Genomic DNA, 23,906 nt, shown 5'->3' with positions numbered 1-23,906 from the left:
ATTAAACTGCTATACGTAAGTTTTGGGCTGATGATGAACAACCGATGATTAACAGCAGTTCATTTTAAAAAAGTCCAACGTACAAATTGTCACAAAGTTTTCACTTCCTTTTTGCCGTCAAAACCTTTAGCCTTAGGGCACTAACAGCAAAAATATAAATTAATAAATAACGGAGCAGTAACATGGCGGAGCAACAAGTACAGCCTTTACACAATGAAAAGCATGCCAACACTAAAATTCAAAATGGCATCAATGTAGAATTTTTAAAAACTCAACACTTAGTGCCAGTTGTTGCACATGAGTTTGCGCGTGTAGCAAATGAGTTCCCTATGTCTTTCGTTAAAAATAACGAAACAGGTCAATTTCAAGCGGTAGCAATGTTTGGTTTAGAGCCAGGCGAGAACCTTTTTGTACAAGATGGTAAATGGACTGCAGCGTTTGCACCTATGGCAACGACTCGCTACCCACTTGGTTTAGTTAAGCACCCACAAGAAGATCAATACGGTATCGTAATTGATGAAGCAAGCCCATTAGTAGGTGAAGCTGAAGGTAATGCGTTATTCGAAAACGGTGAAGAAACTGATTATTTAAAGCGTCGTAAAGAAGCTTTAGTGTCATTCATTGAGTTTTCTCATGTAACAGAAGCGTTTACTAAGTACCTTGCTGATAAAGAGCTTTTAGTAGCTCAAACATTAACTGTTGATATTAAAGGCGAGAAAAAAGATATTAACGGTATTTACCTTATCGATGAGAAAAAACTTAACGAGTTAAGCGATGAAGAGTTCTTAGACCTTCGTAAGCGTGGTTACTTAGCACCGATTTACTCATTCTTAACGTCTACTCATCAAGTAGCACGTTTAGCTCGTTTAAAAGCGCAACAAGCGTAATTTAAACGACCTATCAAAAAAGCGCCTTTGGGCGCTTTTTTTGTGTCTTTTATCTGGTTAGGGTTGTAATTTTACGTAAGTTTATTCACATTGGAGGTACTTACATCCAACACAAGTTACCGGTATGAACAAGTCACTGTTTACTGCGCTTATAAGCGCTGCGTGTATAACCCTAAGTACGTCTGCATTGAGTGCGCAATCGTCTAGCCCATTCGCTATTGCAATCCATGGTGGCGCCGGCACGATTGAAAAAAGCCGCTTTACTCCAGAGCAAAACCAGGCTTATCGCGCAAAATTAAAAGAAGCTGTTGAAACTGGCTACAAAGTACTTGAACAAGGTGGTGAGAGCCTTGATGCAGTGACAGCCGCAATCAATGTGCTGGAAAACTCCCCGTATTTTAATGCCGGCCGTGGCGCTGTTTATACTTACGATGGTAGCCATGAATTGGATGCCTCGATTATGGATGGTCGCGATCGTCAAGCCGGTGCTGTAGCTGGGGTTAAACACATAGAGAACCCAATTAATTTAGCACGACTCGTAATGGAAGAATCTGTGCATGTGATGCTCAGCGGCCAAGGTGCTGAAGAGTTTGCTAAAGAGCAGGGCGTTCCACTGGTCGAAAATAACTTATTTGATACAGAAAACCGCTATAAAGCCTTGCTAAAAGCCAAAGAAAAATTAGACAAAGCCAAAGCGACCAGTAAAGATTATCAGGCTGCACATCAGGCGTTACCGGTTAATTATAAAATGGGCACGGTGGGTGCTGTTGCGCTTGATAAAAACGGTAACTTGGCTGCAGGCACATCAACCGGTGGTATGACGGCGAAACGTTTTGGTCGCATTGGTGATGCCCCCGTGATTGGTGCTGGCACCTTTGCTGAAAATGAGTCATGTGCAGTGTCTGCCACTGGCCACGGTGAGTATTTCATTCGTTATAATGTCGCTGCTGATATTTGTGCACGGGTTAAATATCAAAATAAAACCATTGTTCAAGCTGGCGATGAGGTAATTAACGATGTGCTCAAGCCGATAGGTGGCACCGGTGGTGTGATTATTGTAGATAATAAAGGCAATATCAGCTTACCGTTTAATACCAGTGGTATGTATCGTGCGAGCAAATCGAATAGTCAGGCTACTTATGTAGCGATTTTTGATGATGAGTAATATCGGGTTTAAGTTAATTGCTCAGTACTGATAAGCTGGTCACGTTTTTGCTCATAATCAGTTTTAATAATTTCCAGCGCATTTAGCACATCATTTGGAGCAACTTCGTGTTGCTCCAAAAGCATAATCAAGTCAACGGCAAGTTTTATATGAATCGGTGCTTGTTCAAGGTCTTTAGTCATCTAAGTTCTTCTTTTTTGCGATTTGGCTGATCGCAACGTCAATTGCTGTGTTAACGCGCTCTTGCATCTGGATGCGCTCAACTTGTGGTAAATAAAATTCCATATCAACATCATAACGAATATAGCGTGCTGGCAGCAGATTGAGTACAGTGCAACAAAAATCAGCCATTACGTCTTCGTTATAGCTTTTTTCAAGTTGTCGTTTAATGATTTCTTCAATCACTATTTTTTCATAATAGTTGTGGATGTCGTCATGTAATCGCACTTGTTTATTCACTGTTAAAAGGTCACGTTAATTTAAGTTTATACTAGGTATAGAGATAAATCGAACAATCCACTTCAGCTTAGCGCAACTGTTGTTTTTCGACTTGCTGAATTTTTTCTTCTGTAGCCGATATAGCTTTGCGACAACGTCCAAGGCGCCCGTGTAGGGCTAAGATCTCAAGATTGATAGCTTTGGCTTTTACAGGGCCTACGTTTTGCATTCTAAGTTTACATTCTTCAACCATCAGCACTAAGCGGCGCTCAAATTCGTGATTTTGTTTAAGTTCGTCATACAGCTCATGAGCGGGTTGCATGATTTGTTTTACGGCTTGTTGGTAAGGTGCCGATTTATTGAATGTTTTACTGCGGGCTTTGTAAGTGCTTTTATTTTCTTTTTCCCAAATCGGCGTAGATTTTATAACATTAAATACGGCTTGTACCTGATTACCTATCCGCTCTAAAGCATAGTTATGAGCATGACGACGCTCCAGTGGTGGAAGGCTATTAACTTCGTCTTCAATTTCGAGCACGTAATCTACGAGCTTCATACTTTTAGTCGTAAACACACCACGGTCAAATAAACTGGGTTGCGCTTGCATATAACGGTTTTTAGCAAATAACTTGGCTTTATCAAATTGCTCAGCATGCTGCTTTAGGGTTGCAACTTGTTGGCAAAGCTTATCAAAAGAAGCTGTTCGCATTTTATAAATAAGCCTCGTAAATTAGTTTTAGCGCTAAAATTATCACCACAGTATTGAATACCGGGCGAATAAACTTACTGCCAAACCGAATTGCTGAATGAGCGCCAAGCCAGGCTCCAAACATCAAAAAGAAGCCCATAGTGATGCCGAGTAAAAAGTTAACATGACCAAGCGCAACAAACGTTATAAGAGATACAAAATTTGACACAAAATTCATTGAACGGGCTAAACCACAGTTTAGCAGTAAACTCATTTTATACAGTAAGCTATTTGATGCAGTCCAAAAAGTGCCGGTGCCAGGGCCCGCTAAGCCATCAAAAAAGCCTAAGCTTAAGCCTTGCAACCATTGTTTTATTTTAGTTGCTTTATTCAATGGTGGAAGATCATCGTGCTCTACCGTGCTTAAATTGCCAAACAAACTATAACAAGCGACTAAAATAATCACGATGGGTAATAGCTTGTTTAAAAATCCGATACTAAGGTAATCAACAATTAGTGTGCCAATTAACGCGCCAATGGCGGTTGCCATGATAGAAGCGGCCCAAAATCGTGGATTAAATAGTTGCTTACGAAAGTAAGTCACACTTGCAGTGAGTGAGCCAAAACTCGCGGCGAGTTTATTGGTGCCCAGTGTTAAATGTGGCGGCAATCCAGCGGTTAAAAGCGCGGGCACAGTTAACATACCGCCGCCACCGGCCACGGCGTCTATAAAACCAGCGGCAAGTGCCACCACGCAAAGAAGTGCCCAGGTTGTTGGGTCTAGTGCAAGTTCAAACATTAATAATCTATTTGTCTTTTAAAGGGTGGTAATGTGTCCAGCATGGCTTTGCCATATCGCTTGGTTATTAAACGGCGATCGAGGATAGTAATACGGCCTTGATCGTTTTCTTTACGCAGCAGTCTACCACAGCTTTGCACTAATTTCTTGGCCGCATCAGGCACTGTGATAGATAAAAATGGATTGCCGCCTTTGCTTTGTACAAACTCTGCTTGTGCCTCTTCAATGGGGGAGGTGGGCACCGCGAATGGGATTTTAGTGATCACTAAGTTCTCAAGGTATTTACCGGGTAAATCTAGCCCTTCGGATAAGCTTTGGGTGCCAAATAAAATACTGCCTTTGCCCGCATCTATATTCTTTGTGTGTTGCTTTAATAGTGCTTCACGCGACATTTCACCTTGCACTAAAATATCGAGGTTTTTAGCGCGCAAGGCTTTTACTACATGATCCATTTGCCAGTAAGATGCAAACAACACTAAATTAGCGTGTTGTGTATTTAAGTGATCCGGCAATACTTTGGCCAGATGATCGCTAAACTCTTTATCCGTCGGCTCGATGTGTGAGGTGGGTATATGCAAGGTGGCTTGATTAGGGTAATCAAACGGAGAAGGCACTTTCAAGTATTTTACACCTTCTTCTTTAGTCAGGCCGCTTTCGTAAGCAAAATGATCAAATGAACCAAGCGCAGTCAGGGTTGCTGAGCATAAAACCGCGCCTGCGCATTGTCGCCACAGTTTATCTTTTAAATAGTAGCCAACTTCAATAGGGCAATCGCTGAGTAGATGGTCGTGATGATTTTTGTATTCTAAACGCTTTATCCAACGCGCATGTGGTGTGCCTTCCCCCTTGGTGGCATAGCTGTACCACAGTTTGTTTAGTTGCTCTAAACGATTAATGTAATGACCGCTTTCGCCTAATATAGGATCGGCAACATACGGTTTGATATCGCCATCACTGACATCTTGTACTAAGGTATCGTGCATTTTATTTAAGCAGCGCAGGGCATCGAGGGTGGCTTCGCTGATATCTTTGGCTTTAGTGTGCAACGATTCAGGTATTTCACCATGCTCGAATCGGTATGTATCGTCTTTTGAATAGTTAAAATCGGCATTATCCAAAATATCGCGAACAACTTTTAAGTCTTTATTGGTATCATTAATACTGTCACAAAGCTTAAAGTTTTGCCCAATGGCTTTTTGACCGACTAATACTTTGGCCATTTTGCCACTAAATTTAGTGAGTTTATCAAGCCAATCAATGGTGCCTTTAATGGTGGCTGCGGCAGATGAAAAGTCACGCGTAATATGAGCAAGGTGATGAGCTTCATCAATAACGTAGATACTATTATCTGGCTCGGGTAAAATTTTCCCGCCACCTAGGTCAAGATCAGCCAATAATAATGAATGATTAATCACTAATACATCCATTTGCATTAAGCGTTGGCGAGCAAGCTGAAATGGACAGGTTTGATGTGCTTTCATTTGCCGTTGGCAAGCATGTTTATCACAAGCAATGAGTCCCCAAACGCGATCCGGAATGGTATCAGCCCAGCTGTCTCGATCGCCTTGCCATTTTTTATTAGTGTAAGCATCGTAGAGCTGTTGCAAACATTTAGTTTCCATCACGCTTAGTGGCGATGAGAGTGTTGGCATAAACTCCATTTGTGTTTGGCTATCGCCATTGACTGCATTATGTAGCTTGTGCGCGCAAATATAACGTTGGCGACCTTTTACTAAATCAAATTTGAAATCAAGGCCTGAATGTTTTTTAAAAAAGGGCAATTCTTTACTTATTAATTGTTCTTGCAAGGCTACCGTAGCGGTTGAAATAATTAACTTCTTTTTTTGCGCAAGCGCCAGTGGTAATGCCCCTAAACAATAAGCCAGCGATTTTCCCGTACCAGTGCCTGCTTCAATAACGCAAATACGTTGTTTTTTATGGTATTCGCCAGCCAGCGTTTTGGCGATTTCTGCTACTAGATAGTTTTGGCTGCTGCGAGGGCGATAATCACTCAGGTTATCGGCCACATGCTTATGAATTTTTCTTATCGTCGTTTTTAATGTATCAGAAAGCATGGGTGAATAACCTAAAGTATGTATATAATTACAGTGCTGTATATTAATTGGGATCGAACATTGACACAAGCAATCTATCAAGGCTTTATACTTTCAAGGCAACAATATGCTGCTGATAAGTATAGCCGCCATAGCGGGATCACCCTCTGTTATTGGTTGAGCTCAGATCACGGACCGATAAAAGTGTTAGTGCCAAATCAGCAGGCGGTTTTTTTTATTCCAGAAAAACAGCATGCCCTAGCTGAACAATTGCTTCGTCAACAAAATCTTACCGCTGAATTTAAACCTGTCCCAATGCAACATTTTGGCGGCGAACAATGTATTGCGTGTTATTTCTCCAGCTCGCAAGCACTATATCAAGCTCGGCAGGTGTTTGAGAGCCAATCTATCGATAATCAAATCACAGTGTATGAAGGTGATATACGCCACAGTGACCGTTTTTTAATGGAACGTTTTATTCGTGGTGGGGTGTGGGTCACCGGTGATGTCACTCAGCAAGCAGGGTATATTCAAATCGATAATGCTCAGTTAAAAGCCGCCGATCCATATACTCCACAGTTTAAAGCGGTGTCATTAGATATCGAATGCAGTGGAGAGGGGGTGTTGTTTTCTGTTGGCTTAGTAGGTGAGGGAATTGACAGCGTACTAATGATTGGTGAACCTGAACAGAGCGAGCAACGCATTTATTGGTGCCTTGATGAAATTGATTTACTCACGCAATTACAACAGTTGGTACAGCAAGTCGATCCTGACATCATTATTGGTTGGAATGTCATTGAGTTTGATTTTTCAGTACTAAATCGCCGCGCTGAAGCGCTGGGGGTTAAATTATTGCTGGGCCGCGGCCATGGACAACTTCAGATACGCGAAGGACATTTTACTCGTTTAACTCTACCAGGGCGCTGTGTGATTGATGGTATTGATACACTAAAAAATGCCACTTACCATTTTAATAGTTTTTCTCTGGCGAATGTGAGCCATAAAGTGCTTGGTGAAAAAAAACTGATCCAAAGTGATAATCGCTTGAGTGAAATTATTCGTCAATTTAATGAGGACAAGCTATCACTCGCCGCTTATAACCGCCAAGACTGTGTGCTCGTGAATCGTATTTTTGCACAGTTGAAATTAATCGAGTTTGCGATAGTTCGTACGCAATTAACAGGGCTTGAGCTGGAACGAATGGGCGGCTCTGTAGCGGCATTTACTAACTTATATTTACCGTTATTACATCGCAGTGGCTACGTTGCGCCAAACTTAGGCGATCATGGTTTATCGTTTGAAAGTCCTGGTGGATTTGTGATGGAGTCAATTCCTGGGCTGTATAAAAATGTCATCGTACTGGATTTTAAAAGCTTGTATCCATCAATTATGCAAACGTTTTGTATTGATCCGCTTGGGCTAATTCGCGGCTTAGCAGATCCAGATAACGCGATAGCCGGTTTTAAAGACGCATTTTTTTCCCGCACTGAGCATCACCTTCCTAATTTAATAAAAAAGTTAGCCTCATCAAGGCAGCACGCAAAAAACACTGATCAACCCATGCTGTCGCAAGCTATAAAAATCATCATGAACAGTTTATATGGGGTGTTAGGATCTAAAGGATGTCGCTTTTATGATCCACGTTTATCAAGCTCTATTACACTACGTGGTCATGAGATTATGCAAACCACGCGTCAATGGATTGAAGAACTTGGATACAGTGTTATTTATGGCGATACCGATTCCACATTCGTAAGTTTACCCGACGATCTAGATGCCGCAAGTTGTAAAGAAATCGGCAAGCAATTAGCTAATACGATCAATAAAAAGTGGCAGCAAACAATAAAACAGCGCTTCGCGACACAAAGTTATTTAGAAATAGAATTTGAAACACTTTATAGCCCATTCTTTATGCCAACTATCCGTGGCAAAACCACCGGTTCAAAAAAGCGTTATGTTGGTCAAGTGCAAAAAGATGGTGAAAAGCAATTAATTTTCAAAGGGATGGAAACTGCGCGCAGTGACTGGACCCAGCTTGCCCATGAATTTCAAACCGAATTATTTACTACCTTATTCCTAGATAACTTCAGCGTAGAAATGTTAACGCCCATTATTGAAAGTTATATTACTCGTTTATACGCAGGTGAATTTGACGATAAGCTCGTGTATAGAAAAAGGCTCGGCCAACATTTAATTGATTATCAAAAAAATATCCCGCCGCAAGTACAAGCAGTAAAAAAATATCAAGCCCTACATCCTGAGTTTGTGATCAACAAAGGGCAGATTGTTGAGTATGTGTATACAAAATCAGGCCCAGAGTTATTTATAGAAAAAACTACCGCGACTGAGTATCAATTTGACTACAGCGTTTACATCGAAAAGCAACTTACACCAATCGCTGAAATGATATTCAATGCCTTAGATTTGACAAATGGTTATATAAATGTGAAACAAAAAAACCTTTTTTAAAAGTTCCAGATACTATTTTAACTTTAATTTACTTTGCTTTTGTATGGTTTGTTTGTTTTTTGTTCGTATCGAGTCTTTTTTTACATTTTTATCATTTATTTTGTGTTTTTGTTTAAAAATAGGTAAACAAAACTTGGCAAGAGTGGTTTTTTTTGTTTAATATCCAATAGCAGTAACAAAGTGTGTTTGTTGCTTGCGATAATTTATATAAAAATAATCCACAATATAGTGGTCCAGGGAGAATCAAATGTTAAATAATAAAGTTTCAAAAGCAGTTCGCTTAGCGATCGCTTTTGGTGCAGCATCAACAGCTGCGTTTTCAGCAAGTTCATTTGCCGCAGAAGAAGGCGCAGAGCAAGTTGAGAGAATCCAAGTAACAGGTTCACGCATTAAGCGTACAGATTTGGAAGGTGCTAACCCTGTAGTTGTCTTAGATAGAATGACGCTAGATAACTCAGGTCAACTGAGTGTTGCGGATGTTCTGAATCGCTCTACTTTCAACTCATTTGGTTCAATACAACCATCTTCAGGTAATACAGCACAAAGCCAAGCAACTGTTAATCTAAGAGGTTTAGGTTCTTCACGTACTTTAGTGCTAATCAATGGTAAAAAAATGCCTGGTTCTCCAGTAATGGGTGGTGGTGCTGCAGATCTTAATACTATCCCTTTTGCTGCAGTTGAAAGAATCGAGGTTATGGGAGATGGTGCTTCTGCAGTGTATGGTTCTGATGCTATTGCCGGGGTAGTGAATATTATCCTTAGGAAAGACTTTGAAGGTGTTCAAGTTCAAGGCCGCATGGGTAACCCCAGCCGCGATGGCGGTGGTGATGAAGGGTCTTTCTCTATCATTACAGGTATAAAATCAGAGAATTCGAATCTAGTATTCAGCTATGAGCACGACGAGAGAGATATAATTTTTCAACGTGACCGTTGGTTCTCACGTTCGACAGATGATGGCTCAGGTACTTATGCTGGTACTACTGGGCAGAGTTGGTACGGTAGAAATATTTTAGATATGGCTACTTTTGAGTTTAATCCAATGGTAACAACTGGTGATTGTTCTGCTTATGGAGAAGCTTTTAAGTACCACAACGATGCTCCTGATTATCCAGCAGATGACGGCTGTCACTACGATTACACAGCTCTTGCAGCAGATGCTGCCTCTACAAAACGCGATTCAGTATTTGTTAACTTCGACTATGATGTTAATGACGACATATTATTCAATTTCCGTTCATTGAACTCACGTAACGAAAGCTTCGGTCGCTTTGCACCTGCTGCTGGTTGGTTTGCATTCCCAATCGATATGGCAGAAGATACTAATAAAGGCCTCACGGCTGTAAACAAAGGTGACCGTGGCTATTATCGTTTTGACTCAATCGGTGCTCGCGATACTTGGCAAGTAAGTAACATGTCGGATTGGAGTGCTTCTCTAAATGGTATGCATGAGCTATTAGATTGGCATGTAGATGCTCACTACAATCGTTACGATATGAATGAGTGGGGACAAGGTTATGTTCATCGTCCTAGTGTTGAAAATGCAATCTTGGATGGTTGGGATCCTCGAGACCCAGATCAGAGCGCTTATACTGAGCAATTAGCTAGTTTTGCAGCTAACAGTAATCGTCGTTCAGGAAGCACTCTTCGCGAATTAACTGCAGGTGTTAGCTTTAACGATCTAGCAAGCTTACCAGCTGGAGATTTAGGTTTATATATTGGTGCCAGCTACCGTGAAACTGACTATTATGACCAAGCTGAAGCACAAAATGAAGCTAAAAATATCATAGGAACTGCCGGTGGTTCTGCTTCTGGTGACAGAACAGAAAGTGCAGTTTTTGCTGAGTTATTAGTTCCAGTATCAGACAAGATAGAGTTAAACTTTGCTGCACGTTATGACGATTTCAGTGATGTTGGTTCTTCTTTTGTACCTAAGGCCTCAATCAAATACCAGCCTCTAGATGAGTTAGTACTCCGTGCTTCATGGGGTAAAGGCTTCAGAGCACCTACTTTAGAAGATTTATACAAAGCTCCTTCTGAGTCAGCAGCTTACGCAAAAGATGTTACTCTTTGTAATGCAGCAGGTACTTCAAGAGGTGATTGTCGAGAAGCTCAACATACAACGTACTATATTGGTACTGAATCGCTTCAACCTGAAGAGTCAGAAAGCATAAATCTAGGTGTTGTTTATAATGTTACTGATAATATAGATATTTCTTTAGACTACTACAATATCGAAATTACAGATCAGATCAGTTCTTTATCAGCTCAAGATGTTTTTGATCTAGAGCTGGCAGGACTTCTTGGCGACCCAGAAAATCCAAGTGATAATGCGGCCGGTTATGATCAGGTTGCCGTTGACCGTGGAGGCAACCCTACAGGTCGTTCATTGCTAGTTACAGCTCCTATGGCAAACATACCAGGTTTTTCAACAGATGGCTTAGACTTTAAATTGAATGGTGTCTTTGACTTAGGTGAAGCAGGCCAGCTACGTTCGAACTTTGCATGGTCTGAAGTACTAAGTTATGAAGAGCCTGACATCATCGGATATGCTAATGTCGATAAAATTGGCCGTGCAGGTCTTCCTGAACGCCGTGTTAGTTTAGGTTTAACTTGGGATATTGAATCTCATATGTTTAACGTTAACTTTAACCATATAGCCTCTACAGCAGAAAAGACTGAAGCAGATGAAACAGGCACAATATTCACTGCTGCTGGTGATTTAAGCTCTTATAACATTGTTGATATTAACTACACTTATGTTACTCCATGGAATTTAGAGCTTACAGCTGGTGTAAATAATGTTGCAGATAAAGATCCTATTTTGAAATCTGATTTAACTTATAATAGCAACTTATACAGTCAAGTAGGAAGGTTATATTTTGCTGGCTTTAAGTTTAAGTTTTAATAGCTAACTTATGCTTGATAACTACGGCTAAATTTAGCCGTAGTTATCTATGTTTGCTTATTTTTATATTACTAAGTGGTTAGAAGTGTATCAGCACTAGACGCAATATATTTTCTAATATTATTGGTTTTCCTGTTGTTTTGTAAACACTTTCTCATAAAGTTGGGAGACAAGAATGTATAAGTATATTCAACCTAAAAAATCTAGATATACTTGGTAGGCTTCAAAACTAAAAATGTCAAACTAATCATTACGAAATGATATTATGGCTAAGGATGTTGCCTAAGTTTTCGATATTTATCGCTAATATTGAGTGGTGCCTAAAAGACTTACAGGCGTTCAAACATTCGTTTCTAATTAATTCAATATACAAGGGCCAACATTACTTGGCTTTTTATAGATATACATTATTCCTTTTATATATTTACACATTTCTGAAAATAACCCATTACATTAGTACTATTCTGTACTGTAGCTTTTTTGGTACTATCTTAGTTCCATAGATTTTATGAAGTTCTGATGACCTACACCCTTAGACCCTACCAGAGCGAAGCGGTTGAACGTACCGTTTTACACTTTAGAAAAACCAATGATCCTGCTGTCATTGTGCTGCCTACAGGTGCGGGTAAAAGTTTGGTGATAGCTGAACTTGCGCGTATTGCTAAACAAAAAATATTGGTGTTGGCGCACGTAAAAGAATTGGTTGAGCAAAATGCTCAAAAGTATAAAAGCTTTGGTCTTGAGGCGAGTATATTTTCCGCAGGATTAAAAGAAAAATCGTTAAATCATCAGTTACTTTAAAACCCACCTTTTTTTATGGGTAAAAAATGCAACATTGGAATTCATACTGGTCAAGGACCAAATCACTTAATAGTTTTGCAGAAGGGGAGCATAGCCAAGGTTATAAAGGCATTGTCGCCAGTTTTTGGCAAACTATTTTTAAATCACTACCAGAATCAACTACAATTTTAGACCTAGCTACCGGGAATGGTGGATTGGCTGTTTTAGCGCAGCAATTTAATGCAAGTTTTGATGTTTATGCATCAGACACGGCAAACATAGCACAATTATCTCAACATGGCCCCTCAGATCCTAATTACAAACACCTCGAAAAAATACATTTTTATGGCAATATGCCCTCTGAAACCTTAGCGTTTGAAAACGTTCAAATTGGTAGTGTTATAAGTCAATTTGGTTTTGAGTATGCAGAGCCCGCCGCCGCTCTTTTAGCGGTAAATAAGGTCTTAAAACATAATGGTGAGTTTATTGCGTTAGTACATCATCAAGACTCATTTATTTCTGCAGATTGCCAAATTGGGTTGAAAGTGCTTAATTCTTTAAATCAGCCAGGTGGCTTATTGGCACAATTGCAAGACTTCGGCGATTTTTGCCAAAGTATAGATAATAAAGCTCAACTAACATCAATACAGCAAATTCAGTTTAAAGAAAAAAATGCTAATTTATTACAAACAGTGAAACTGCAACAAAGTAAATGTTCTTCTGAGAATGAATTAGATTGGTATAATTTACTCGTAAAGGAACTCCTGCCCATTATTATGGATTGGCGACGAACTGATACAGTTAGGGTCGAGAATTTTCGAGAAAAACTTGATGCTTTTCAAATGCGTTTACAAGATCAATTTTCTGCTTCGTGGTCAAACTTCAACGTGGAGAATATCAAGACCTTTGTAGGCAATAATTGGACTTCACTTGAGTTTGATGTTATCGAATTAGAAATAGGTATTTTATGCTGGGTAATCAAGGCTGTTAAGTAGTTGAGTATTAAAATTATGGAGTTTGGTTTTTTATTGTGTTTTAGGAAACTCTTCAGGTTAAAAATATAATTAATGTTATTTTTTCGTTAGGTTTATAGTGGCTGATATGACTTCTAATAAATAAGGAAAAAGTTAAATACAAATCACTAAACAGCCCTAAGGAATTTGTAAATTTAAGTTTAAATTGAAATAAAAAATTTTGATTACGTGATGAATCTAGCTTCGTTCTACCTTCCCAAATTTTATCGATATTGTATATTGATATTTTCGAGCATTTCATAACTTGCTCACTCTATAAACAGTATTATTTTAGTTACGTGTTTTTTCAACGCCAGCTATTTGATGAATAATTCATGAAAACAGGTGGTTATAATTGATTTTAGTTATGTTTTCTTTTGTATTAATTGTAAAGCAAATAGCTTCAAGGTTAAAAAAGTGTTGATCTTTGACTGTTCCCGATATTGGTATTAATTAGCTCAATTGGGTACTTGTACTTTTTTGGACAGTACTTTTCCTTATTTAGCAATTAAAACTAATAAAATCATATATAAATATGGCCAGAGAGAATCAAATGTTAAATAACCTGAGATCTGGTTAAGCCAACATTAGATTATTACTCTCTAAAATTTCAAGTTCTTGCGATGTTAAATCTAATGACGGCTTTTCCTCTTTTAGGCAATAGGCAATTAATCCACCAAGTAAATTTAGCATAAAGCCATGCATACTGCGGTGTCTAGAGTGTTCAATGTAAGAAATGTTTTTCAATTGATCATTCACCGTTTCGATTATAAATCGTTTTTTCAATAAAGCCCTGTCCCACAATGAAATAAATTTTTTCTTCATATTCTTTCGAACCGTCGTGATTAACTCGACACCTTTTTCTAGTAACTCACCAGAGAGTGCTTTGCTGATATAACCTTTGTCGCCATAGAGTTTTCCGAAGATAGAGTCCGCCATATCAGAAACAGGCTCTCGATCATCCACATTGCCCGTTGTGAGCTTTAGCGCCACAATCTCACCTAAATGATTAATTATTAAGTGTAGTTTGAATCCATATGACCAACCCATAGTGCCTTTTCCATGATGAGCAACGCCTTCAAACACTTTATTTCTTTTAGCTCTGATGATGTGACACACTTCTATTTTAGTGGAGTCAACAAATTGTATACCTGTGGGCTTGCCAAGTTTTGATGTGAGGTAACTGCACATCGGAACCACCACACTAGGCATAAGCGCGAGAAACCTTGTGTAACTCAGCAACTCTGGAAAATAGGCTTTAAGTTGACGGCAAACATAGTGAAGATAGTAGTTTTTGAAATCTCTGTAATGTGACTGGTGAAAATGGATGATAATAGTCATCACCTCTGACGGAGATAAGCGGCATACTCTTCGACGTTTAATTTCACCATTTTCGAGCAATATACGCTGCCAGCTTGGGAAAAATAACTTTGAAAAATCATCGACATCACAGTACGTTTCAACTAACTTGTTCATGCTCGTTCCTTTTTGTTCTAATCACTCTTGGTCGAATGATCGGATCATGGAACGAGCATTTAGTTCCTTTAAATTAGTAATTTCTTATCCGAAGCTCAGGTTAGCTAGGACAATAGTTGCGGTGCAGCGAGAGCGAACGAAGGTGAATAGAATGAGTATAGATACATATTAATACCTAACATCGTTGACAGACAATATATTGATGAGTAAAGCAATAAGACAGCATTGGCTGACATAAAATCAGCAACACTGGATACTCAATGTCGTATTTAAAGAAGATACCTGTCAAATAGATGAGCCACTAAGTGCGCAACATATGGCACTATTTAGACGCGTCGTTAGGGGCATTGTTTAACAGCATACGAAAAACAAGGATTCAATAGGAAGTAAGTTTGTGAGAGCTTATTATGATGCTTTTAGAGAAGAACTTCTGTTTGGTTAATATTTTTAACAAAGTTTGCACGTGTACTATATTTTGTATGAATTGCATTAATGTTAAGTGAATCTTGTTTATAGTCGTATAAAGAACCAAAAAAATCGGCCACAATATAGATTATGACCGATTACTCTTTTCGAAAAGGAAATTACAATCCTGCAAATTCTTTTTATATTACTAAAAAATATTAACTAACTGCTGCGTAAAAACAACCAAAACCGGGCAGGGTGAGGGTGTGCTCTTCAACAGTACCAACGTGGTGCTGAAGCTCTTCATGAGGCGTAATGTTAGTGTGCTGAATATCGAGGCTTGCCGATTTCTGTGCTAAGTTAAATACACATAACATTGTTTGTCCTGCAAAGTGGCGATAGAAGGCAAGCAATGGCTCTGGCGTGTTAATAAATTCGATATCACCTTCAAGCAAAATTGCTTGTTCTTTTCGCCATGCCATAAAGTGACGGAAGGCATTTAAAATTGAATCACGATCGCTATCTTGCTCATTAACAGCTTTCAGCTTGTGGTTCTCATCAACAGGTAACCAGGGCTTTACAGTTGAAAACCCTGCTTGTTCGCAGTCGTTATTATGCCAAGGCATTGGTGTACGACAGCCATCACGGCCTTTAAAGTTTGGCCAAAAGGTAATACCGTACGGGTCTTGTAAATCTTCAAACGCCACACTTGCTTCACCTAAGCCTAATTCTTCACCTTGGTACATACACACACTACCGCGCAGTGATGCAAGCAAAGCGCTGAGCATTTTACATTGCGCAGGGTTTACTTCGCCATTGTTACTCCAACGACTAGCCACACGTTCTACATCATGGTTGCTAAACGCCCAACAAGGCCAACCTTCAGTCATACGTTCTTCCAGTGTTTTAACTGTTGTGCGAATATACTCACTGCTGTAATCATTGGTTAGTAGCTCAAAACTGTAACCCATATGCAGTTTATCGCCACCGGCGGTGTATTCAGCCATAGTAGCAAGTGAGTCTTCTGATGATATTTCACCCAAAGACACGGTACCTGGATACTTGTCTAACAGGGTGCGAATATCTTGCATAAAGCTGATATTTTCAGGTTGGGTATTATTGTAATGGTGATACTGAAATGCATACGGATTATCTTCGCTAAAACCACGGCCTTGGCGTTTTTCTGGCGGTTTTGCTGGGTTGTCGCGAAGCTGTGCATCGTGATAGCAAAAGTTAATCGCATCTAATCGAAAGCCATCTACACCTTTTTTCAGCCAAAATTCAACGTTATCCAATACGGCTTGGCGTACATCTGGATTGTGGAAGTTAAGATCCGGTTGTTCAGTAAAAAAGTTGTGCAAATAATATTGACCACGACGCGGCTCCCACTGCCAAGCTGGGCCACCAAAAATAGAAAGCCAGTTGTTTGGCTGGGTGCCATCTGGTTTTGCATCAGCCCAAACATACCAATCAGATCTGTCGTTAGTTTTGTCTTCACGGCTATCTAAAAACCATTGATGTTGGTCTGATGTGTGGCTCAATACTTGGTCAATAATGATTTTAATATCACGTTGATGAGCTTGAGCAATAAGTTCGTCAAAGTCATTAAGATCACCAAAAAGAGGGTCTACGTCACGATAATCGCTGATATCATAGCCAAAGTCTTTCATTGGCGATTTAAAAAATGGTGAGATCCAAATAGCATCAACACCCAGACTTTTAATATAGTCTATCCGGCTGATGATCCCTTTTAAATCACCGATGCCGTCACCGTTGGTATCTTGAAAACTGCGCGGATAAACCTGATAAATCACTGCCCCTTTATACCACTGCTGTTGAGCCATTTTTTTCTCCATCGTGACAACACTGCCCATTTTACCCTAGCAATTATTGCTGTTTAGAAATGGTGTGTTCGTAATCTTGTTATCAGTTCGATTAAAACGAACTACGTTATTTTTTAAAAAGCATACGTGAAGGGCTTGATACTGTAAAAAGGATACATACGTATGCATGCTAAATAGATCGCTTTGACAAGGAAAACAGTCTCATAAAAACCTATTAACAAAGGTATGTGTTCGGCAAATGAATGTTTACCAATTCTCGTTTTCGTATCATTAACAAAGTAGTAAATCCAACTTGGTGCATATTCTATGGGTTCTGTAGCGTTATGGTGCAGCGCCATTAATGGTCTTACCAATTAGCATTTGAAAAAAGATGCGACTGAAACGCGCATGTAAAGTGTGAATACACTAATAATTAAGGTCTTAAACTGTAAATTACCGCATTAAAGGAACTCGAAGCAGTGAATATTTCTTTTATAAAATAGAATGCTCAACTGCCCCATCTTTATACCTATAAAAACAAGGTGTTGCCATTATTTTTGTGAATTATTTGTTAAGGTTGTTGGTTTTGCACTAACCTGAATACGTATGCATGGAGTTGTTAATAAAATAAGGCAGGCGTTAATATTCATCCTGACAACAAAATTAGCTAACTAATAACTGCGCACTATCACTCGCATCTTATTCTGTTGGTATAACAATATGGGTAACGGGAAAATATCATGTCTATGTTCAAACCAAGTATATTAACAATTGCACTTGCTACAGCAGGTATTAGCAGTTTCGCTTCACACGCACAAGAAGAGCAACCAACCACCAAGAGTGACGTAGAAGTCATCGAAGTTAAAGGTTTCCGTGGCAGCGTCGTTGAGTCAATCAATACAAAACGTTTTTCATCAGAAGTGGTTGAATCTATTTCCGCAGAAGATATTGGTAAATTACCAGATTCGTCAATTGCTGAGTCAATTGCACGTCTTCCTGGTTTAACAGCGCAGCGCCTAGATGGCCGTGCCAGTCGTGTAAGCGTTCGTGGTTTTAGTGAAAACGAAAGTGCAACAACCTTTAATGGTCGTGAGCAGGTATCGATTGGGGACAATCGTGGTGTTGAGTTTGACCTTTACCCATCTGAAATAATGAGCGGTGTAACCGTATATAAAACACCAAACGCAAGCTTAGACGCAGAAGGTATTGCAGGTGTTATCGACATGCAAACCGTAAAACCTTTAAGTAAAGGTGAGCGCGTGATCATGTTTAATGGTCAGTTAGAGCAGTCAGGTTTTGATAAGCTAAACCCAGATGCTGATGACAAAGGCTTTCGTGGCACGGTTTCATACATTGATCAGTTTGCAGATGACACTATAGGTGTTGCATTTGCTTACAATACTATGAGCTCACCTAACCAAGAAAAACGCTGGAATTCTTGGGGATACCCTGAATTCGACGTTGATGGACAGAATTATTCAATCTTAGGCGGCGCTAAACCTTTTGTACGTTCATCAACACTTGAACGTGATTCAGCAATGCTTGTTATCGAAGCCGCACCAACAGATCGCTTAAACATGACGTTTGATGCACTGTATGTTGATTTTACAGATGAAAAAATCCTTCGCGGTATTGAAGTACCATTTGCTTGGGGCCAAGGAACAATCGATCCAAGCTCAGCGGTCGTAGATGCTGAAAGTGGGTTTATCACCAGCGCGGTAACACAAGGTCAACGTGTAGTAGTTCGTAATGATGTTGAAGAACGTGATGCTGAATTAACGCAATTTGGTTTTAATACTAAATATGATATCAGTGATGACTGGTCAGTTGAGTTTGATGCGAGCCGCTCTGAAGTAGAGCGAAAGGATTGGAGCTTACAAAGCTATTCAGGTACTGGCCGTGGAGATATTAATGGTGATCCTGACAACATAGGTTATGCGTTTGACGGTGGTAACACTGGTGCGCAGTTCTCACATGAACTCGATTACAGCGATTATGGCTTAATTCAATTAGGTGGCCCATTAACTTGGGGAGAGAGTAAAGCACTGAACGATAAATACGGTTTGTCAGGCACACGTTATCTAGATACAGCCCAAGATGGCTTTATTAATGCCCCTGAGGTTAATGATGAACTACATACTTTAAAGCTAGCGGCAAGTAAGCTATTAGAAAACGATTACTTAAGCAAAGTTAGTTTTGGTATGTCATATCGCGACCGCGAGAAGAGCAAAAAGTCTGAGGGGTACTACTTAACATTAAGTGACTTCTCATTAGATAACCCAGGTATGCTTGTCGTTCCAGAGCAATACCGTCTCGGAACTGCTAGTTTAGATTTTATCGGTATGGGTGATATGATCGCCTATGATACCCGTGCACTAGTTGACGATGGATATTATAGCTCAATCCAAGAAAGTTTAACGAATATAAAACACACGACGCAATCATACACAGTGCAAGAAAAAGTCACGGCGTTTTTTGTACAAGCTGATATTAATGCTGAAGTAGGTGAACTACCACTAACAGGTAACTTTGGTGTTCGCTATGTTAGAACTGAGCAATCTTCGCAAGGCTTTGCCGCCGTGCCGAACGAAGCGACTGATCTAGTTGAGGCCGTTCCTAACAATGTGTCTCATGATTATAGTCATGTTTTACCTAGTCTTAATTTATCTTTAGTGCTAGATGAAAATCAAACTGTGCGTTTTGGTGCCGCTAAAACTATCTCACGAGCCCGCCTAGATGAAATGAATGCTTCTGTTAATGCGAGCTATAATTCAGAGCGTCCTGATGAGAATGGCAACTATTGGTCAGTATCGGGTGGTAACCCTACACTTGAACCAAAAGAAGCAACGGGTTTTGATTTGACTTATGAAAACTACTTTAGTGCAGAAGGCTACTTCTCAGCAGCTGTATTTTATAAAGACTTAAGTCAATGGATATTTGATGGCGTATACGAAGTTGATATGTCAGGGGTTGCTGACCCTTCAACGGGTGAGATACCAGATAATAGTAGTGGTACTGCATCAGGTAAAGTGAATGGCGGTGGTGGAGACCTTTGGGGTTATGAATTGTCTCTTGCTCTACCATTTAATGTCTTTAGCGACTCACTAGAAGGCTTTGGTTTAATTGCCAGCCATACTGGAATTGAACAAGATGTTGAAGATCAAAACGGCAACGAATATGAGCTACCTGGTCTATCAGACAAAATAGAAAGTTTAACTTTTTATTATGAAAACTATGGCTTCCAAGCACGTACTAGCATGCGTAAACGCAGCGACTTTAAAGGTGATATTTACAACGCAGGTTATGAAACACAGCAAGTAAACATCTTAGGTGAAACAATTTGGGACGTACAAGTTGGCTATGATTTTGGCGAAGCGGGTGTTGAGAGCTTAGATGGCTTAAGCGTAACCTTCCAAGTACAAAATATCACTGAAGAACCATTTACAACATTAAGTGGTGATAACGCTTTGCAAGTTCGTGATTATCAAGATTATGGACGTAACTTTATCCTTGGTTTCAGCTACAAGCTTTAACTGAAATTTAGTTAAGATATTTAGCCCTTGTGATTTGTTTTACAAGGGCTTTTTTATATCGACTACACTTAACTAAAAGCAAGTGGAGCAGGGGCTATGCAGAATAAACAAATAAAAGGCGTGGTAATAGCTGGTGGTGGCACTGCGGGTTGGATAACCGCAGCCTTACTAAATAAAGTGCTAGGTAAAATAGTTAATATTACCCTGATTGAATCTGACCAAATTGGTACTGTGGGAGTGGGTGAAGCGAGCATTCCGCCGATTCTTCACCTTAATGCTGCATTAGATATACCTGAGAGTGAGTTTATTAAAGCAACTCAAGCGACCATTAAATTGGGGATCGAGTTTGAAAACTGGCGAGCACCACAACACAGCTACATGCATGCTTTTGGTGAGATAGGCAAAGATCTCCCGTTTTGTGAGTTTTATCATTATTGGTTGAGGGCCAAGCAACAGGGCACTAATGCTGACTTTTGGGATTTTTCACTTAATTACCAAGCGGCCAAACAGCATAAATTTGCCCCTTTAAAACATATTCCTAATACCCAGCTTAGTGGTTTAAATTACGCTTATCATTTTGACGCTACTTTGTACGTGGAATTTTTAAAAGAGCTGACTATATCACGCGGTGTTAAACGTATTGAGGGTAAAATTGCGAATGTTAAGCAATGCCCAGAGAGCGGTTTTGTAAAGGCACTTGAGCTGTTAGATGGGCAAATAATTTCAGGCGATTTATTTATAGATTGCACAGGGCTAAGCGCACTGCTAATCGAAAAGACCTTAAATACTGGGTTTGATGATTGGTCACATTGGTTACCTTGCGACAGTGCTATTGCCTTACAAACTAAAACCACTACAGAGCCAGCGCCTTATACGCGCTCAATTGCTCACGATGCGGGTTGGCAGTGGCAAATCCCGTTGCAACACCGTGTTGGTAATGGTTTAGTATTTTCAAGTCGTCATATTACTGATGAGCAAGCTAAACAACAACTCCTTGATAATATTCCCGGTGAACCAATTACAGAGCCTAGAGTGATTCGTTTTAAAACTGGACGAAGGCTTAAACAATGGCACAAAAATGTAGTGGCTATTGGCTTATCAAGCGGTTTTTTAGAGCCGTTAGAATCAACCAGTATTCACTTAATACAAACCGCTGCAATTCGGTTAATTAAATTATTTCCCCACCAAGGGATCAAACCTGTTTTAATCGATACCTTTAATAAACAAAGCAAAACCGAAGTTGAGCGAATAAGAGATTTTATTATTCTGCATTATAAACTGACCGAGCGTGATGACAGCGGATTTTGGCGTCAGTGTAAACAAATGGATATTCCTATATCGCTGCAAAACAAAATCGATTTATTTAAGCAAACAGGTAAATTAATTAGAGAAGATGATGAGCTTTTTGCCGAAGTGGCGTGGCAACAAGTCATGATAGGTCAAGGGCTTGAGGCACATGATTATCATCCACTCGCAGATGCACTGAGTGATGAACAACTCGCCGAGTTATTTACGAATTTAAAAACGCTTATCAACGGCACTGTAAATCACTTGCCGACACACAGTGAATTTTTAGCGAGGATGAAAAATAATTAATATGAAATCACTCATGCACACTTTTTTACTAAGCACGCTTTTTGGTATGTGTTTAAACGTCAATGCAATAACTGCATCACCACAAAACTGGTGGGTTGGTATGCAAAGCAAGCAATTACAAATTATGCTGCATGAGCCAAATGTTGCTAAGCAGCAATGGCAACTTGAATCACATGCTGGTGTTGAGCTTACCAGCATTACGCACACCGATAATCCAAATTACGCTTTTTTAAACCTGACAATCAACCCAGATGCCAAGCCTGCGAGTTTAATTTTTAAGAGTAAATCAGGTGAGCGTTTTGAATACCCGTTACTTGCGCGGGAAAAAAATAGCAGCCAACGTAAAGGCTTTAATAGCAGCGACACCATTTATTTAATTAACCCTGACCGCTTTGCCAATGGCGACAACAGTAATGATACCATTCAAGGCATGTTAGAGGCTGCCAATCCTCAGGAGCGAGGTGGGCGTCATGGTGGGGATATTCAAGGGATCATTGATGCACTGCCTTACTTACAAAAACTAGGAGTGACTCAGCTTTGGCTAACACCGCCACTTGAAAATGATATGCCTAGCTATTCTTACCACGGTTATGCGATCACCGATTTTTACACTATCGACCCGCGCATGGGCTCAAATGAACTGTACCGTGAGCTATCAGCTAAAGCGAAACAACACGGTATCGGTATGGTGATGGACCTAGTGCTGAATCACTTTGGCTCTGAGCATGAATGGATGACAGATAAACCCACAGCCGATTGGATCAATTTCAACGGTGACTTTGCAAACGGCAAGCATGCAACAAGCCATGCACGACAAACTATACAAGATCCACATGCCAGCGAGTTCGATAAACGCCAGTTTAGTGATGGTTGGTTTGTTGCCACAATGCCAGATCTAAACCAGCGCCAACCATTACTTGCAACTTACTTAATTCAAAATGCTATTTGGTGGATTGAATACGCCGACTTAAGCGGTATTCGCGTTGATACCTACTCATATTCAGACAAAACCTTTTTAGCCAATTGGACCAAAGCAATCATGACTGAATACCCGCAATTTAATATTGTTGGTGAAGAGTGGACCTCAAACCCAGCCATTGCCTCATATTGGCAAGCGGGCAAAGTTAATAACGATGGTTACACCTCAAGTCTGCCAAGCGTGATGGATTTTTCATTACAAGAAGCACTTATTCAAGCACTTAATGAAGATGAAAGCTGGAATACTGGCTGGGTAAAAGTGTATCAATCAATCGCCAATGACTTTTTATACCCAAATCCTGATAACTTATTGGTGTTTGCCGATAATCACGACATGAGCCGCGTGTTTACAGAATTAGAACAAGATCTTGATAAAACTAAAATGGCGATGGCGATGTTGCTAACCACCCGTGGTATAGCACAAATGTATTATGGCACCGAAGTATTGCTTGATAACACGGGCAGTAATGATCACGGTGATATTCGCATTGATTTCCCCGGTGGCTTTAAAGGCCAACCAAGTAATGCGTTTACAGGGCAGGGCTTATCAGATGAGCAGCGTGATATGCAGCAAGCCATTACCACTTTACTTAATTTTAGAAAGCAAAGCCCAGCCATTGCTCATGGAAAGCTGACTCACTTTAGCCCTAAAGCAGGTATATACAGCTATGCGCGGATCAGTGATCAGCAAACGGTACTGGTGTTTTTAAATAAAAATAGCGCAGCAAAAAGCTGGTCATTAGCATATATGCAAGAGGTTATTGGGCAACATAAACAGGCCATAAACCTTTTTACTAACCAAGCAATTAGCCTAATTGATACAGTGACTTTAGCGCCTAAGAGTGCAACGGTATTAATAATTGAGTAAATACCTAGGTGAATACGTATGCAGCCACT

At 39.9% G+C, this 23,906-nt stretch carries 15 protein-coding genes and 2 pseudogenes; 10 read left to right on the top strand and 7 right to left on the bottom strand.

Going from position 1 to position 23,906, the window contains the following annotated elements; all coding sequences use genetic code 11:
• The first annotated feature begins 182 nt into the window (after positions 1-182).
• The gene (locus NDQ71_RS04790) at positions 183-887 is read left to right on the top strand and encodes a SapC family protein (protein ID WP_064667460.1); all 705 of its coding nucleotides are present in this window, start codon (positions 183-185) and stop codon (positions 885-887) included.
• A gap of 124 nt (positions 888-1,011) precedes the next feature.
• Positions 1,012-2,052, top strand: a complete 1,041-nt coding sequence (locus NDQ71_RS04785; protein WP_283710519.1) for an isoaspartyl peptidase/L-asparaginase family protein — start codon at positions 1,012-1,014, stop codon at positions 2,050-2,052.
• Between the two features lie 8 nt (positions 2,053-2,060).
• Here the strand turns inward: NDQ71_RS04785 and NDQ71_RS04780 are convergent, their stop codons facing one another.
• From NDQ71_RS04780 to dinG, 5 genes are all read right to left on the bottom strand, one after another.
• Positions 2,061-2,234: a DUF2496 domain-containing protein gene (locus tag NDQ71_RS04780; RefSeq protein ID WP_283710520.1), complete on the bottom strand. Its 174-nt coding sequence runs from the start codon at positions 2,232-2,234 to the stop codon at positions 2,061-2,063.
• Positions 2,227-2,499 (bottom strand): late competence development ComFB family protein, encoded by a 273-nt coding sequence (locus NDQ71_RS04775; RefSeq protein ID WP_301562652.1) that lies wholly within the window; start codon positions 2,497-2,499, stop codon positions 2,227-2,229. The genes NDQ71_RS04780 and NDQ71_RS04775 overlap by 8 nt, the downstream gene beginning before the upstream one ends.
• Positions 2,500-2,578: 79 nt before the next feature.
• Complete coding sequence (locus tag NDQ71_RS04770) at positions 2,579-3,199, bottom strand: primosomal replication protein (RefSeq protein WP_283710521.1); 621 nt, start codon at positions 3,197-3,199, stop codon at positions 2,579-2,581.
• A 1-nt stretch (position 3,200) separates the two neighbouring features.
• Positions 3,201-3,977 carry a TSUP family transporter gene (locus NDQ71_RS04765; RefSeq protein ID WP_301562354.1) on the bottom strand — a complete coding sequence of 259 codons (777 nt, stop codon included), beginning with the start codon at positions 3,975-3,977 and terminating at the stop codon, positions 3,201-3,203.
• Positions 3,977-6,052: an ATP-dependent DNA helicase DinG gene (dinG, locus tag NDQ71_RS04760; RefSeq protein ID WP_192542898.1), complete on the bottom strand. Its 2,076-nt coding sequence runs from the start codon at positions 6,050-6,052 to the stop codon at positions 3,977-3,979. Before dinG ends, NDQ71_RS04765 begins: the two co-directional genes overlap by 1 nt.
• Positions 6,053-6,112: 60 nt before the next feature.
• On the opposite strand from dinG, the gene NDQ71_RS04755 reads away from it, so the two are divergent.
• The 4 genes and pseudogenes from NDQ71_RS04755 (at position 6,113) to NDQ71_RS04740 (ending at position 13,180) form a co-directional block, all read left to right on the top strand.
• On the top strand, positions 6,113-8,500 hold the full coding sequence (locus tag NDQ71_RS04755; RefSeq protein ID WP_301562353.1) for a DNA polymerase II: 2,388 nt from the start codon (positions 6,113-6,115) through the stop codon (positions 8,498-8,500).
• 247 nt (positions 8,501-8,747) lie between these two features.
• Complete coding sequence (locus NDQ71_RS04750) at positions 8,748-11,405, top strand: TonB-dependent siderophore receptor (protein ID WP_301562352.1); 2,658 nt, start codon at positions 8,748-8,750, stop codon at positions 11,403-11,405.
• Between the two features lie 519 nt (positions 11,406-11,924).
• Positions 11,925-12,200 (top strand): annotated as a pseudogene (locus tag NDQ71_RS04745) (DEAD/DEAH box helicase); the annotation flags it as partial.
• Positions 12,201-12,232: 32 nt separating this feature from the next.
• A complete protein-coding gene (locus tag NDQ71_RS04740) occupies positions 12,233-13,180 on the top strand; it encodes a class I SAM-dependent methyltransferase (protein WP_301562351.1) in 948 nt (315 codons plus the stop codon).
• Between the two features lie 594 nt (positions 13,181-13,774).
• On the opposite strand, the gene NDQ71_RS04735 is transcribed toward NDQ71_RS04740, so the two are convergent.
• Positions 13,775-14,674 carry an IS982 family transposase gene (locus NDQ71_RS04735; RefSeq protein ID WP_301562350.1) on the bottom strand — a complete coding sequence of 300 codons (900 nt, stop codon included), beginning with the start codon at positions 14,672-14,674 and terminating at the stop codon, positions 13,775-13,777.
• Positions 14,675-14,738: 64 nt separating this feature from the next.
• Here NDQ71_RS04735 and NDQ71_RS04730 point away from each other — a divergent pair.
• Positions 14,739-15,116: pseudogene (locus tag NDQ71_RS04730) on the top strand (ISAs1 family transposase); the annotation flags it as partial.
• Positions 15,117-15,297: 181 nt separating this feature from the next.
• Here the strand turns inward: NDQ71_RS04730 and NDQ71_RS04725 are convergent.
• Positions 15,298-16,923: an alpha-glucosidase family protein gene (locus NDQ71_RS04725; RefSeq protein ID WP_301562349.1), complete on the bottom strand. Its 1,626-nt coding sequence runs from the start codon at positions 16,921-16,923 to the stop codon at positions 15,298-15,300.
• Positions 16,924-17,642: 719 nt separating this feature from the next.
• Here NDQ71_RS04725 and NDQ71_RS04720 point away from each other — a divergent pair.
• The 3 genes from NDQ71_RS04720 to NDQ71_RS04710 all read left to right on the top strand — a co-directional run bounded on the left by NDQ71_RS04720 (position 17,643) and on the right by NDQ71_RS04710 (position 23,877).
• Complete coding sequence (locus tag NDQ71_RS04720; RefSeq protein WP_301562348.1) at positions 17,643-20,435, top strand: TonB-dependent receptor; 2,793 nt, start codon at positions 17,643-17,645, stop codon at positions 20,433-20,435.
• A gap of 96 nt (positions 20,436-20,531) precedes the next feature.
• Positions 20,532-22,031 (top strand): tryptophan halogenase family protein, encoded by a 1,500-nt coding sequence (locus NDQ71_RS04715; RefSeq protein WP_301562347.1) that lies wholly within the window; start codon positions 20,532-20,534, stop codon positions 22,029-22,031.
• 46 nt (positions 22,032-22,077) lie between these two features.
• On the top strand, positions 22,078-23,877 hold the full coding sequence (locus NDQ71_RS04710; RefSeq protein WP_301562651.1) for a glycoside hydrolase family 13 protein: 1,800 nt from the start codon (positions 22,078-22,080) through the stop codon (positions 23,875-23,877).
• The last annotated feature ends 29 nt before the right edge of the window (positions 23,878-23,906 follow it).

Origin of the sequence: Pseudoalteromonas sp. KG3 (assembly GCF_030436385.1) — a bacterium.
Taxonomy (GTDB): Bacteria; Pseudomonadota; Gammaproteobacteria; order Enterobacterales; family Alteromonadaceae; genus Pseudoalteromonas; species Pseudoalteromonas prydzensis.
This window is presented reverse-complemented; position numbering and strand designations above follow the sequence as displayed.